Raw genomic sequence first — 13,835 nt, 5'->3', positions numbered from 1 at the left:
AATCCTAGTATTTTTTATTAACGTAACTTCAAAGTTAATAAACCTATTACAACTAACATTAATGAAATTATCCAAAAACGTACAATAACACGCGGTTCTGGCCAACCTTTTAATTCATAGTGATGATGAATGGGTGCCATACGGAAAACTCTTTTACCACGTAATTTAAACGATCCAACTTGCAAAATAACGGAGAGCGTTTCGATAACAAAGATCCCTCCCATAATGAGTAATAAAAATTCTTGTCGTAATAAGACAGCAATAATACCAAACACCCCGCCTAAAGCTAGAGAGCCAACGTCGCCCATAAAAACCATTGCAGGATATGTGTTAAACCATAAAAAACCAAGTCCCGCGCCAATAATTGCCATGCAGACAATCATCAATTCACCACTAAATTTAATATAAGGGATATTTAAATAGGCGGCAAAATTGACATTGCCAGTAGCCCAAGCGACAAGGGTAAAACCAGCTGCAACAAAAACAGTTGGCATAATGGCGAGTCCATCAAGTCCATCTGTTAAATTAACGGCATTACCTGCACCGACAATAACAACATAAGTTAACAAGATAAACCATAAACCCAATTGAGGCATCACATCTTTAAAAAATGGCACAACAAGTACTGTTGCTGCGCTATCTTTTCCATAAACGTAAAGACCAAAAGCGACAATTAACGCAATGACTGATTGCCAAAAGTATTTCCATCTAGCAATAAGACCAGCACTATTTTTACGAATGACTTTTAAATAATCATCAGTAAAACCAATAATGCCATAACCCATTAACACAAATAAGGTAATCCATATATAAGGATTACGAAGATCTGCCCATAACAACACCGATAATAAAATGGAGGCTAAAATAAGCGTTCCCCCCATAGTTGGCGTTCCTTTTTTACTTAAATGGGATTCAGGTCCATCATTACGAATCACCTGTCCTATCTGTAGTTTTTGCAACCAATCAATAACTTTTTGTCCCATAAATAATGAAATAGCTAGCGAGGTTAATAGACCTAAAATGGCTCTTACTGTTAAATAAGAGATAACATTAAAAAAGGTAAAATGTTTAACTAAATATTCTGATATCCACACAAACATAATTTTAATCCTGATTCATTTTCAGCTTTTCAATTTGAATTTTTTCAATAATTTCTTCCATTTTGGCACTACGCGATCCCTTAACCAGCATAGTTAAAGTTGGATATTGACGTAATAACATTAATAGATAATTTACTGCATCTTGTTTATTATTAAAATGGTGACCTACACCACTATATTGGCTAATAAATTGACTTAATTTGCCAACACTTACGACACAATCAAGTTTTTCATCATGAGCAAGTTCACCTATTTGCCGATGATATTTTTCTGCTTCACATCCTAATTCCCCCATATCACCAACCACTAAAATTCGATACCCAGGCTGCTTTGCCAAAACTTTAACTGCCGCAGACATTGAACCAACATTGGCATTATAAGTATCATCCCAAATTAATTGGGTTTGATTTAGCTTGATTGGAAATAACCGACCTTTTACTGGTTTTAAAGTGGCTAAACCTTGCTGAATCTGGTTGAACGTTGCACCAACAGAGATCGCCAAAGCGGAGGCTGCAATCGCATTTGAAATATTATGTTGCCCAATTAGTGGTAACTTAATTTCACATTCGCCTTTAGGAGTATGTAACATAAAAGTAGTGTTTTGAGCATATGTAATATTGCTGGCATAAAAATCAGCTGATGGATTAGCTAATGAGAAAGTCCAAATTGTTTTATTTATCAGTTGAGTAAACCACTTATCTGAACAACTATCCAAATTAATAATAGCGATGCCATCTTTGGGCAAGCCTTGAAAGATTTCACCCTTAGCTTTTGCTACACCTTCAAGCGAGCCAAATCCCTCAATATGAGCTTCAGCAATATTATTAATTAAAGCACTTTGTGGCTTAACAATATTTGTAGTATAAGCAATTTCGCCAATATGGTTAGCACCTAATTCTATTACAGCAAAATTGTCTTGGGGAGTTAATCGAAATAAGGTAAGTGGAACACCAATATCATTATTAAAATTCCCTTGAGTATAAAGTGTTTGGCCACAATTGCCTAAAATTGCAGCTGTCATCTCTTTAACAGAAGTTTTGCCAGAAGATCCTGTTAATGCGACAATTTTTGCTTGACTTTGCTGGCGAATAAATGAAGCAATTTTACCTAATGCTTGGCGTGTATCATCAACGACAATTTGCGGTATTAGAAAATCGAGTTTACGATTGACAACCACAGCAATAGCACCATTTTGAATGGCTTGTTGGGCAAATTGATGCCCATCAAAACTATCACCTACTAAGGCGATAAACAATGATTTTTCAGTTAGTTTTCGTGAATCAGTGCAAATAGTATCAATCATAATACTTTCGTTTTGGATATGATAAAATTTACCATCCACAATTTTTTTTAATTGTTCGATTTTTAATGGGATCATGATTGACTTTCAACTCCTAAAAGTCTTTTGACTGTTTCTTGATCTGAGTAATGATATTTAGTTTTATCCACAATTTGATAATCTTCATGCCCTTTTCCAGCAATCAATATCACATCATTAATATTTGCTTGAGCAAGCGTTTGGGTTATCGCTTGTACTCTGTCAGTAACAACTTGTACATTTTTTTTACTTACTAAGCCTTGCTCAATGTCATGAATAATTTTCATCTCGTTTTCTGTTCGTGGATTGTCATTTGTCAGAACAATCTTATCGGCAAATTGTTCTGCTATTTTAGCCATTAAAGGCCTTTTACCCGTATCCCTATCTCCACCACAACCAAAAATCACCCATAAAGAACCTTTACAATGTATTCGACTTGCTTGTAAGGCTTTTTGTAATGCGTCTGGAGTATGCGCATAGTCAACAATAACCGTTGGACTATTTTTTACGTGTAACACCTCCATTCGCCCACAAATGGGGTTCAAAAAAGCGGCCATATTAACTACAGCAAAAAATGGAAAATTCAATGTTAAAAGTGTAGCTATCGCTAATAACAAATTAGAAACGTTAAACTCACCTAGTAGCCGACTATTAATAATGGCGTTTCCCCAACTTGACTCCATATAAATTTTGGCGCCTTTGTCGTGATAATCAATCATAGAAACACCAACATAAGGTATATTTAATGCTTTCAATTGCCGTAATGATTTAGGTTGGCATGAGACAGCCGTCACTTGCGTGAGCTTTTCAATCCATCTTTTTCCATATTTATCATCATAATTAATAATTGATTTGCCAGCGGTTAAAACTTGTTTTTCTTTTTCATCAGGACTAAATAGCGACCATTTTGCTTTGGCGTACTTCCCCATGGTTTTATGGTAATCGAGATGATCGCGACTTAGGTTGGTAAATACGGTGGCAGCACAATTTAGTCCTTTAACACGATCCATTGCAAGCCCATGAGAAGAAATCTCCATGGCTACAATTTTCACCTGTTTTTTTACAAAATTAGCTAATAATGTTTGTATATCTATTGCAGATGCCGTCGTATTGATAGATGGTTCAAGTTGATTATAAATGCCATTACCAATAGTCCCCATTATTGCTGTTTTCTCATTCAATAATGTTGTACATTGAGCAATAAGCTGGCTAACGGTTGTTTTTCCATTCGTCCCTGTCACACCAATAACGGATAATTTTTTTGAAGGGGTATGATAAAAATCATTAGCAATTAATGATAAACGTTGTGAAAGTTGAAAAACACTTATTTGTGGAATGACAGATTTATTGTTTTGCTTAAGATAATCGATTTTTAAGTCATTTGATTTTCTTTTTGTTTCGATCAATACAATAGCGGCACCAGCAGCAATAGCTTGTGGAATAAATGTTCGACCGTCAACGGCATGCCCTTTGATAGCAACAAATACATCATTTTTTTTCACTTTACGGCTATCAATACACAAATGATTAAGTGAAAAATTGTCTAATTTTAGATTTCGACTTCCACCTCCACCTAATAGCTCAAATAATGTATAAAAAGAACTTGTAGTCATTATTTTCCACCTATCAATAAATAATCATTTGGCCATCAATTTGGCGATCTGGTTTTACATTCATTGTTCTAAGAACACCTCCCATAATGCGACTAAAAACAGGGGCAGAGACTGAGCCACCATAATACTGACCAGCTTTAGGATTATCAATAACAACCACAAGAGAATATTTTGGCCCTGTTGCTGGGGCAATACCTGCTGTATAAGCCAGATATTGATTAACATACCGGCCACCAGATAATTTTTTTGCAGTTCCTGTTTTAACCGCAACACTGTAACCAGGGACGGATGCCTTCGTACCGCCACCAGTAACCGCTACAGCTTCCATTAATTGAACAACTGTTTTTGCATCTTTTTCAGAAACAACTCGTTTGCCTTTAACAGGTTCGGTCGCCTTTAAAATTGTTACTGGTCGATAAATACCATAACTACCGATAGTTGCATAAGCCCTAGCTAACTGTAATGGTGTAACTCTTAGCCCATACCCAAACGCAAATGTAGCTCGTTCAATATCAGCCCATTTTCTTGTTCTATCCGCTGCAATTGAACCACTGACTTCGCCACCTAAACCTAATTCCGTTGGCTGGCCTAACCCAAAACGACTATAGAATTCTACAAGATCACCTTGCTGCATTTGTAAAGCAAGTTTACTTACGCCAACATTACTGGATTTTTCTAATATACCAGCCAAATTTAGTGATTTTTGATATGACACATCTTTAATTTCATAGCGATTGACATAAAATGGTCTTGTGTCAATAATCGTATTTAAATTGGCAATTTTCTTTTCTAAAGCAGCCATTACTACTAAAGGTTTAACAGTCGAGCCTGGTTCAAACGCATCTGTAACAGCTCTATTTCTCAATAAATTATAATCAAGCGATGAACGATTATTCGGGTTATAAGATGGGCTGGTTGCCATTGCTAAAATCTCGCCAGTGTGCACATCAACTAATACTGCTGTTCCACTGTCTGCTTTGTTAAATTCAACAGCTTGGCTAAGCTCGGTATATACCAACGATTGTAAACGCTCGTCTATGCTGAGTGTTAAGTCTGCAGCTGTTTCACTTTCTGTTCGTTCTAATTCTTCAATAACACGACCGACTCGATCTCGCCTTACAATTCTTTGCCCTGATTCACCAATTAACCACTTATTAAAGCTTTTTTCAATGCCTTCAGAACCCTTTTCAGCACCATTTTCATCAATGTCTGTTAAACCAATTAGTTGAGCTATATTTTCTGCCGCAGGATAATAACGTTTGGATGTTTTGGCAAATGATATTCCTGGTAATTTTAGCTTCTTTAAATAATCAGATATAGTTGGTGTTACTTGTCTAGATAAATAAACAAATCGCATTGATGCATTACCTAGTTTTTGCTCTAGTGTCGACATTGGAATATTCAACGTTTTAGCTAAACCTTGCCACCTGATATCATCTGCTTTAACTCCGCCTTTTTGTACAACGATTTTAGGATCTGCCCATACATCAAACATTGGCACACTTACAGCTAATGCTCGGCCATGGCGGTCAGTTATCATAGCTCTTGGCGCATCCATTTCTTGATGACGTATCGAGCGTTTATTACCTTCAGCAATGAGTTTGTCTGGCTCAATAATTTGTAATAATGCCATTCGAACAATAAGGCTAATAATCGCAAAAATAATAAGAGTATATACAATATAAAAACGGCTTGGAGTAAAAAATTGCTTTTTACTATTCAACTTATTTGTTTTTGTTGCCTTTTTAGTTTTATCTTTTTTATGTTTAGTAACAGGCTTCATTATTTACTCTTTATCACAATAACTGTTTCATTTTGTGGTGTTACATAAGACATACCTAATTGAATCTTAGCTTTCTCTTCAATACGCTTGGGCTCTGCAAGTACATTTTCTTCAATAATTAGGTTCCGCCATTCACTTTCTAATACATCTTGTTCTAATAAAAGTTGCTCACGCTCAAATAGCTGTTTACGAACCTGTTGCGTTGTTATTAATACAGCGCCAGCGGAGATAATAATCATTACAAGTAATAATAATGATATTTTTTGATGGCCAAACAAATCGCCAATAATTAAGCCAAATAAGCTTTTACTTGGCTTTTTTTGAAAATCTTTATCAATATAGATGTTATCTCGAAAAGCATCATTGAGTTGGTGGCTATTCATGTTTCCTTTCTGCTATCCTTAATATTGCGCTTCGAGAGCGCGGGTTATTATTAATTTCAATTGTATTCGGTTTAATTTTACCGAGTGATTTTAATCTAGCACCGCCATATTGTTTAATTTGTTGTTCTGTTAATGGTAATCGAGCGGGTAAATCTGGGCCTTTACTCTGTTTGCTAATAAATTGCTTTACAATTCTATCTTCTAGAGAATGAAAGCTAATAACAGCAAGCCTTCCATGATTGGCAAGAACAGATAAACTACTGTTTAATACTTGCTCAACTTCTTCCAATTCGCTATTAACATAAATACGAATAGCCTGAAAACTACGTGTAGCTGGATGCTTATTTTTATCTTTTCTTGGCGTTGCTTTTTCAATTAAATTAGCCAACTCCAAAGTACGGGTGATCGGCGAAACTTTATTTTGCTCCACGATCGCTCGAGCAATACGCTTGGCAAATTTCTCTTCACCAAATGTCTTTAACACCCACGCGATATCGTCTTCATCACTGCTGAGTAACCATTCACTTGCTGTTAAACCTTTATGGTTATTCATACGCATATCAAGTGGTCCATCACGCATAAAAGAAAATCCCCTTTCGGGGTCATCAAGCTGTGGCGATGAAACACCAAGGTCTAACAAGATGCCATCAATCTTACCCATTAATTCAAGTTTATCAATATATTGGTACATATTTGAAAACTCACCACGAATAAAAGTAAATCGAGGATCTGTTATTTTTAAAGCAACTTGCTCAGCACGCTCATCACGATCAATAGCAATCAACCGACCTTGTGTACCAAGTTGTTCAAGTATTAAACGAGAATGACCGCCTCGCCCAAAAGTACCATCAACATAAATGCCATCCTTTTTTATATTTAATGCGTTTACAGCTTCGTTTAATAAAACCGTTGTATGTTGATAATCCATCAATTTTTTACTCTTATTAAATAGTTAAACTTTTCAAATTATCTGATAAGTTTTCAATATCGGTTGGTAATGCAGCAATATCATCGTTAATTTGTTGATACCAAATCGCCTCATCCCAAATTTCAAATTTATTAGATTGACCAACAAACATTGTATTTTTTTCTAATTTTGCATAAGTACGTAACGTAGGTGGCAATAAAATTCGACCTGAACTGTCCATCAAACACTCAGTTGCATAACCCAATAACAATCGCTTAATTCTACGTTCAGCTTCTACAATCGTTGATAATGTTGCAAGCTGTTGTTCGATACATTTCCATTCAGACAGAGAATAAAGCGTCAAACAAGAATGGTATAAACCAATTGTGCAAACCATACCTTCAGACAAAGATTCACGGTAACGAGTAGGAATTGCTAACCGTCCTTTATTATCTAAATTGACCGAAATTGCACCACTAAACATGAAAGTACCATTATTTATAAATTTCTTGTTAATTTTTATTTAATATAAATCATCAAGTTAATTAAATAATCTATTTTTACCACTAACCCCCACTTTTTACCACAAATTCTCACAAAATAATAGGTTGTTGGTTAATTATTTATAAAAGATTGGTTTTCTTCCTCAAAATGAACAAATATCACAAAAAATCATAGAGGGAAACATATTATAGTTAAAAAATTTAAAGGACAGTTTAAAACAATAATTGGTAAATTGTGCCTTAACCAATGCCTACCTTTTTATAGGCGAGTTAGCTAAACATTTTGGACTAGGCAAAGCAACATTAGATGAGTGAATTAGCTAGTTTTTACGACACAAAAAATTATCTATATCAAAAAAATATTAGGGGCTGTTGATCTTTACTGTACATAAATCACTCAACAATACATTGGCAGCCACATTAACATAAATGCCAGTGATACCATACTGGCATAATTCCTTTCTAACTTATCATATCTAGTTGATATTGAACGATATTGCTTGATTCTAGCAAAGGCATTCTCGACTAAATGACGATAGCGATAAAGGCACCTATCCATACTGCTTTTATCTATATCCTTACCATAATTACGTTTAGCAATCACCGTTCGTCCGCCTTTTTGACGAACAAAGCACCGAAAAGGCTCGCTGTCATAACCTTTATCGGCTATCACTGTATTCACTTCATCGAGCTTTTCAACTAGGTTTTCTGCATAAGTGATATCATGTCGTTGTCCTTCAGAAAGCTCAAAAAAAAATAGGCAAACCACCACTATCAACCGCAAGATGAATTTTAGTTGAATGACCGCCACAGCTCTGACCTATTTGCTCGGAATGCTCCGTTGCAGCGCCTGTACTATGTTGATGAGCCCTGATAATCGAGCCATCTAGGAACACCCATTCAAAATCCGCTAGTTGTGATAAATGTTTGAAAATATCAACTAATATTCCTTTTTTAGACCACAAATTAAATCGTCTATAGACGGTGCTCCATTCACCAAACTCTTCTGGCAAATCTCGCCAAGGAATACCGGTTCTCATTCGGAAAAGGCTCCCTTCAAACGTCATCCGATGCTCGGATTTATTATAAACTCGGCCGGTATTTTTCATTATTTGTAGTAGCTTTTCCCACCGTTTATCTGTTAGCATTGTTCTTGGCATGATGAATGAGTTATGGTTGTTTTTTGCAGAATTATTATAACTCACATCATGCCATCTAAAAAATAATCACTAAAGATCAACACGCCCTAATTTATCATTAATATAATTATCATTTTAAATGATAGTGTCATTAAAGTTTCTCCATGGGTGGTTATTTCTCATCGCTTTTTGATAGTTACCTGGAGTTACCCCGAAATTTCGACGGAAAATAGCAATAAAACCACTAATATTATCATAACCTAAATTTAAAGAAATTTCTGTGATAGGTCTGCCCGCAACAAGCAACTCTAAAGCTTTTAACATACGTAGTTTCTGTCGCCATTCTGTGAAATTAAATCCAGTTTCATTTGTAAATCGACGAGTTAATGAGCGTCGAGAAATTCCAGCCCAAACGCTCCATTCATTAATGTTTCTATCATCACTAGGATTATTAGACAAAGCTAAAGCAATTTTTAACAAACGAATATCTTTTGGCATTGGGAGTGCTATCTCAACTTGAGGGATTATACTAATCTCGTCGACAATCACTGCCATCAATCGCTTATGCTCGGGTTGCAATTCTGAATTATCCCATGTCATGGTTCGGGTAATTGCTTCACGCAATAGACTAGATAATTCTAGCATGCAGGGTTTATTCGGCAGATTACTACATTCGCTTTTTTGTATATAGATACTCCATCCGTGGAATGGCCCATGTGATCCGAGAAGAGAATGCTGTGTATCTGGAGGTATCCATATACCATGAGTTGCGGGTATTACCCATTGACTACTTTCCACTTCAATTGAAATTAAACCTTGTAATGTACCAGCTAGTTGTCCTCTCGAGTGATGATGAAGTTCTGTTACTTTCACTGATGGGGATTTGAGTGATGCCGATATAATCATAGGTTCGTTATCAGAAGAAGCGACCTCTGGAGAAATGAGTGAAATATTCATTTATATGGCCTCTAAGTAATATTTTGTGGCTGGAATTAGTTAGTAATTTTTTGTTTTACTAACTATCCTAAATTAGCCCAACTTAATTCAAATAAAATAAATATAACTATATATATTAAAAATAAATTAGCAATAAATCATGAATGATTTAAAAAAAATATTATTTAATATAATTGATTGAAATAATTAATGTTATATATATTTTTAGTAGCTAGCTGTCTAGAAAGAGGTATAAAATGAAAGGAAAACATGTTTTATTTGGCATAAGCCCTTTTAATTCCAAATTTAATGAAAATTACATATAAAAATATGTTGGAGTGGGGGTTTGATAATTATGATCATGTAGATGTTTTACATCCACATGAAGAGGCTAAGTATCTTTTAATAGGGGCTGGAGATAATGAGGTAAAAGCACGTAAAAAATCACGAAAAGAATTTTATCGAATTGAAAGAGCTATTAATAATTATTTATCAATGTCTGGTCATGATTTTTTTGCAAAAAGAATATTAAAATTTTCCGATTTTTATGCTGACGAATTGTATAAAAAAAATGTAGAGATAATAAAAGAAGATTTTAAAAATAATGAGAATTTTCACTCATTATGTATAACTCAGTCATATAAAGCTATTTTGAATAGAAAAAACGCCATCAGTAAAACATCTGAAATAAAAGAACAGGATATTATTATTGCTACAGAATATATAATAAGAGAAATTCCTTTTATTATTTCCCCTTCTTTATTGTCATCTTCACTAACTAGTCTGCATATATCTTATTACTGTTCATGGCCAATAGCTGATTATGTTTATGCTGGAAAGTTAAGTATCAGCCCTAGTTCAGATACAAAAATTATTGTTAAAGATCATTCAATTTAATTATTAAGTAATATGGAGGTAATATGTTGACTATGAACAATCATTTTCCAGGAGTGTTGTCTGATGAATATGGACAAGATCCATACAAATATATTGATTTATTGGATAAAACGGAGAACGTTATTTATGACAAAACTTTAAATGCGCATTTAGCTATTAGTTATGATGCTGTTCGTAGCATACTTGGAAATTCAGTATTATTTTCAACAAAACCTTTATCTAAAAGAGCTGAGCCAGTAATGAGGGGAAAAGTTCTGGCTCAGATGGAAGGTAATGAACATAAAATAAAAAAGAGCATGCTCTTACATCAGCTTACCGGTCGTGTGTTGAAAGATTATTATCACCCCAAACTGACAAATCTATGTGATTCATTGTTAACAGAAATTATAACTAAGAACAACTTTGATTTTATTTATGATTTTGGTAATAAATATGCTTTATTAACAACATTCAATATCATTGGTATTGATTATAATAAATTAGACTGGTATCTAGAAAGATTAAAACTCATAGTTCAATTTGCGACTGGGTTTAATCTTTCAAAAGAGACTGAAGATATCGCACTATTTGCATCTGAAGAATTGGAAAAAGTGATATTGGATTTAATCGATGAACGTAAAAAGTGTGCTGGAGATGATATTATTTCTTTTATTATTCATAATAGTAATGAAAGTGAAATATTAAGTGATAGTGAGATAGTCGCACTTTCATTAAACATTTTACTTGCAGCTTCAGAACCAGTTGATAAAGTTTTAGCAAATTGTATCTATCACCTTTATAGAAATGAATCTTATATTGATCTAGTTATCTCCAATGATTGCAGCACTAATAGTATCTTGCAGGAAAGCTTACGAATTACACCACCTGTTCATTTAATTCCACGCCAAGTCGAGGATGATAGTTGTGTTGAAGGTGTTAACTTAAAAAAAGGAGATTTAATATTTTCCTTAATACCATCAGCAAATAGAGATGAAAAATATTTTGAACACCCAAATACATTCAATCCACGAAGAGAATTTAAGGGACATCTTTCATATGGAGTGGGAATTCATGCTTGTATTGGTGCTCAATTTGCAAATATGCAATTAAATATCGCCCTTCAAAAATTAGTTTTAATACTTAAAAATTATAAAGAAATTACACCACCAACGTTCGGTGGAATATATACACGAGGCGCAACTCAATATAATCTGGAAAGAGTTTAATATGAAGCAATCGATTGACCTGACAACCTCAGAAAGAAAGTTAGTGTTTGCTATGACACTATCTAGTATATTGCCATTATTAGATAGCAGTATTGTTAATGTTATTTTACCCTCAATTTCGAATGACATTAATACCTCTTATGCTTATATGCAATGGGCTGTTACCATATATATGCTTGCTTGCGCAGCTGGCATATTACTATCACCTTATGTACATGAAAATTTTGGACTCAAGAAAGCATGGGTATGCTCAATTTTTGTCTTTCTTGTTGGTTCTATATTAGTTGGATTTTCATATAATCTGGTTTCTTTAATCTTGTATAGATGTCTACAAGGTTTTGGTGCAGGAATTTTAATTCCTATTACTCAATCTACAATAGCAACTTATTTTGGTAAGGAAAGACTAAAGCTGGTTATGGCATTGATTGCTATTCCGTCAGTCTTTGCCCCTGCACTAGGGCCAATTTTTGGAGCAATCATATCAGAACAGTTAAATTGGAGAATAGCTTTTTTTATCAACATACCTTTAGTACTTATGGCTTTTTTATTTGGTAGAACGACAATGCCTGATAATAAAACGTCTAAATACAATATGAATATTTATGTATTAATGACATTTTTAATTGCTTTAATAATATTTTTCATCTCTATTAAAAATATCACTTCTGGGCATTTTTTTGATATTTTTAATATTATTATGCTAGTTTTAGGTATTGGTTTGATGATGGTTTCGCTTATTATTAATAACAAGTCAGACAGTAAACTGATCGATTTAAGTTCATTTAGTTGTATTCAATATTCGTTCGCAATAATTATGGGATTTCTGACGTCACTTATCTTTTTTGGTTTCATGATTTTTTTTCCTTTAATACAAGCAATAAATGATAATATATCTATTACATATATTGGTATGTTGCTAGCTCTACAAGGTGTAGGTGCCTGGTTGGCTAGAAAATTTATTTATAAATCTCTAAGTGAGATAAATTCATTTCTAATTATTGGTGTAGGATTAATAATATCAGCAATAAGTATATTAATAATTCAAGTAGGTGGCAACGCCTTTGAAATTATCGGTTTTACTGTTCGAGGTTCCGGATTAGGCGTCGCCACGATTGCTGTTCTCTCTTCTCCATTTGAGTTCTGTGATAAAAATCAAATTAAGGACACGAGCGCTATCACGCGTGTTACACAGCAAATTGGTGGTGCATTTGGAGGCGTACTATCAGGAATATTAATCAACCTCACTCAACATCAAATAATTTCAATAAACTGCGCTTATCAGGCAATGTTTTTTGTGTCTCTGGCTTTTGGTTTTCTAGCGGTTATTGTCTATATTTTCTTTGGCCGAGTGAATACAAGGATTTAGCATACAAAAAAACGGAACATGTGAGTTCCGTTTTTTTCGCTTATTCAACGATACTGCTAAGCCACTTATTCAGTATTGAACAATTGAATGAACTATAAAGAGTCTCAACCGCTGACGCAGGTTTCAACTTGAATAAGGTATTTTTTCTGTTTAAACTAATTTTCTAAACCACTTACACAGTGTAACGGTATACTTTTCTTGCAGATATTCTTAGCGGTATTGTAAATACCCCAAACTTAGTACACAACTCACGTAGAAAATTAAGCTGCCTGTTTTAATATTTTATATTCGAGCGGTGTCATGTTATTTAATGCCTCATGCGGTCTTTCGGTGTTATAAATCGTTAACCATTCTTCGGTTATTCTCCTTGCTTGCGCTAAGTTGTTAAAAAGATATAAATCGAGCACTTCAGTACGATAGGTACGATTAAATCGTTCAATATAACCATTTTGATAAGGGCTACCGGGCTAGATATAATCAATGGCTATATCATGTGATTTAGCCCAGTTTATAAAGGTTTTTCCTGTAAATTCTGGCCCATTATCGACCCGTATTTTTAATGGATACCCATGATATTCGGCCAGTTTATCTAAGTAACGGGTAACTCTCCCTGCCGGTAAGCTTACTGCAATATCAATACCTAATGCCTCACGATTAAAGTCATCGATGACATTGAATGTCCTAA

12 protein-coding genes and 1 pseudogene are annotated in these 13,835 nt (G+C 34.3%); 3 read left to right on the top strand and 10 right to left on the bottom strand.

The annotated features are described in order from the left end of the window. Positions 1-17: 17 nt before the first annotated feature. From mraY to A9G41_RS02390, 9 genes are all read right to left on the bottom strand, one after another. Positions 18-1,100 (bottom strand): phospho-N-acetylmuramoyl-pentapeptide-transferase, encoded by a 1,083-nt coding sequence (gene mraY / locus A9G41_RS02430; protein WP_065581900.1) that lies wholly within the window; start codon positions 1,098-1,100, stop codon positions 18-20. A 4-nt stretch (positions 1,101-1,104) separates the two neighbouring features. After that, entirely contained in the window at positions 1,105-2,478 is a 1,374-nt protein-coding gene (murF, locus tag A9G41_RS02425) for a UDP-N-acetylmuramoyl-tripeptide--D-alanyl-D-alanine ligase (protein ID WP_065581901.1), read from the bottom strand. Beyond that, positions 2,475-4,031, bottom strand: a complete 1,557-nt coding sequence (gene murE, locus A9G41_RS02420; protein ID WP_065581902.1) for a UDP-N-acetylmuramoyl-L-alanyl-D-glutamate--2,6-diaminopimelate ligase — start codon at positions 4,029-4,031, stop codon at positions 2,475-2,477. Before murE ends, murF begins: the two co-directional genes overlap by 4 nt. A 13-nt stretch (positions 4,032-4,044) precedes the next feature. Next, on the bottom strand, positions 4,045-5,814 hold the full coding sequence (ftsI, locus tag A9G41_RS02415; RefSeq protein ID WP_065566557.1) for a peptidoglycan glycosyltransferase FtsI: 1,770 nt from the start codon (positions 5,812-5,814) through the stop codon (positions 4,045-4,047). Continuing rightward, positions 5,814-6,197, bottom strand: coding sequence for a cell division protein FtsL (gene ftsL, locus A9G41_RS02410; protein ID WP_081302132.1), 384 nt, complete (start codon positions 6,195-6,197; stop codon positions 5,814-5,816). Before ftsL ends, ftsI begins: the two co-directional genes overlap by 1 nt. Continuing rightward, positions 6,190-7,125, bottom strand: coding sequence for a 16S rRNA (cytosine(1402)-N(4))-methyltransferase RsmH (gene rsmH, locus A9G41_RS02405; protein WP_075539290.1), 936 nt, complete (start codon positions 7,123-7,125; stop codon positions 6,190-6,192). Before rsmH ends, ftsL begins: the two co-directional genes overlap by 8 nt. 16 nt (positions 7,126-7,141) lie before the next feature. After that, the gene (gene mraZ / locus A9G41_RS02400) at positions 7,142-7,588 is read right to left on the bottom strand and encodes a division/cell wall cluster transcriptional repressor MraZ (RefSeq protein WP_065581904.1); all 447 of its coding nucleotides are present in this window, start codon (positions 7,586-7,588) and stop codon (positions 7,142-7,144) included. A gap of 416 nt (positions 7,589-8,004) precedes the next feature. Further along, a protein-coding gene (locus tag A9G41_RS02395; protein ID WP_143425397.1) for an IS5 family transposase occupies positions 8,005-8,767 on the bottom strand; the annotation gives its coding sequence in 2 pieces (ribosomal slippage) (positions 8,005-8,361 and positions 8,363-8,767; 762 coding nt in all). A gap of 114 nt (positions 8,768-8,881) precedes the next feature. Continuing rightward, a complete protein-coding gene (locus A9G41_RS02390) occupies positions 8,882-9,703 on the bottom strand; it encodes an AraC family transcriptional regulator (protein WP_075539289.1) in 822 nt (273 codons plus the stop codon). A 288-nt stretch (positions 9,704-9,991) separates the two neighbouring features. Here A9G41_RS02390 and A9G41_RS02385 point away from each other — a divergent pair, with 288 nt between their 5' ends. From A9G41_RS02385 to A9G41_RS02375, 3 genes are read left to right on the top strand one after another with little or no spacing between them, the layout of a single operon-like run. Beyond that, positions 9,992-10,579: a tRNA-dependent cyclodipeptide synthase gene (locus A9G41_RS02385; protein ID WP_065581864.1), complete on the top strand. Its 588-nt coding sequence runs from the start codon at positions 9,992-9,994 to the stop codon at positions 10,577-10,579. Between the two features lie 32 nt (positions 10,580-10,611). Next, positions 10,612-11,784, top strand: coding sequence for a cytochrome P450 (locus tag A9G41_RS02380; protein WP_176700433.1), 1,173 nt, complete (start codon positions 10,612-10,614; stop codon positions 11,782-11,784). 1 nt (position 11,785) lies between these two features. Then, on the top strand, positions 11,786-13,150 hold the full coding sequence (locus A9G41_RS02375) for an MFS transporter (RefSeq protein ID WP_065581866.1): 1,365 nt from the start codon (positions 11,786-11,788) through the stop codon (positions 13,148-13,150). Between the two features lie 260 nt (positions 13,151-13,410). Here the strand turns inward: A9G41_RS02375 and A9G41_RS14820 are convergent. Next, positions 13,411-13,835: pseudogene (locus A9G41_RS14820) on the bottom strand (integrase core domain-containing protein); the annotation flags it as partial.

The sequence above is a fragment of the Gilliamella sp. Nev5-1 genome, from assembly GCF_001690895.1.
Taxonomy (GTDB): Bacteria; Pseudomonadota; Gammaproteobacteria; order Enterobacterales; family Orbaceae; genus Gilliamella; species Gilliamella apicola_C.
The sequence above is the reverse complement of the archived record's forward strand: the minus strand, read 5'-3'. Positions and strand labels throughout refer to the sequence as shown.

Excerpts from the sequence above, each read along its gene's own strand:
- murE (WP_065581902.1), bottom strand. The coding sequence starts at position 4,031 with ATGACTACAAGTTCTTTTTATACATTATTTGAGCTATTAGGTGGAGGT.
- mraZ (WP_065581904.1), bottom strand. The coding sequence starts at position 7,588 with ATGTTTAGTGGTGCAATTTCGGTCAATTTAGATAATAAAGGACGGTTA.
- ftsI (WP_065566557.1), bottom strand. The coding sequence starts at position 5,814 with ATGAAGCCTGTTACTAAACATAAAAAAGATAAAACTAAAAAGGCAACA.
- A9G41_RS02390 (WP_075539289.1), bottom strand. The coding sequence starts at position 9,703 with ATGAATATTTCACTCATTTCTCCAGAGGTCGCTTCTTCTGATAACGAA.
- rsmH (WP_075539290.1), bottom strand. The coding sequence starts at position 7,125 with ATGGATTATCAACATACAACGGTTTTATTAAACGAAGCTGTAAACGCA.
- A9G41_RS02385 (WP_065581864.1), top strand. The coding sequence starts at position 9,992 with ATGAAAATTACATATAAAAATATGTTGGAGTGGGGGTTTGATAATTAT.
- A9G41_RS02380 (WP_176700433.1), top strand. The coding sequence starts at position 10,612 with ATGAACAATCATTTTCCAGGAGTGTTGTCTGATGAATATGGACAAGAT.
- murF (WP_065581901.1), bottom strand. The coding sequence starts at position 2,478 with ATGATCCCATTAAAAATCGAACAATTAAAAAAAATTGTGGATGGTAAA.
- mraY (WP_065581900.1), bottom strand. The coding sequence starts at position 1,100 with ATGTTTGTGTGGATATCAGAATATTTAGTTAAACATTTTACCTTTTTT.
- ftsL (WP_081302132.1), bottom strand. The coding sequence starts at position 6,197 with ATGAATAGCCACCAACTCAATGATGCTTTTCGAGATAACATCTATATT.
- A9G41_RS02375 (WP_065581866.1), top strand. The coding sequence starts at position 11,786 with ATGAAGCAATCGATTGACCTGACAACCTCAGAAAGAAAGTTAGTGTTT.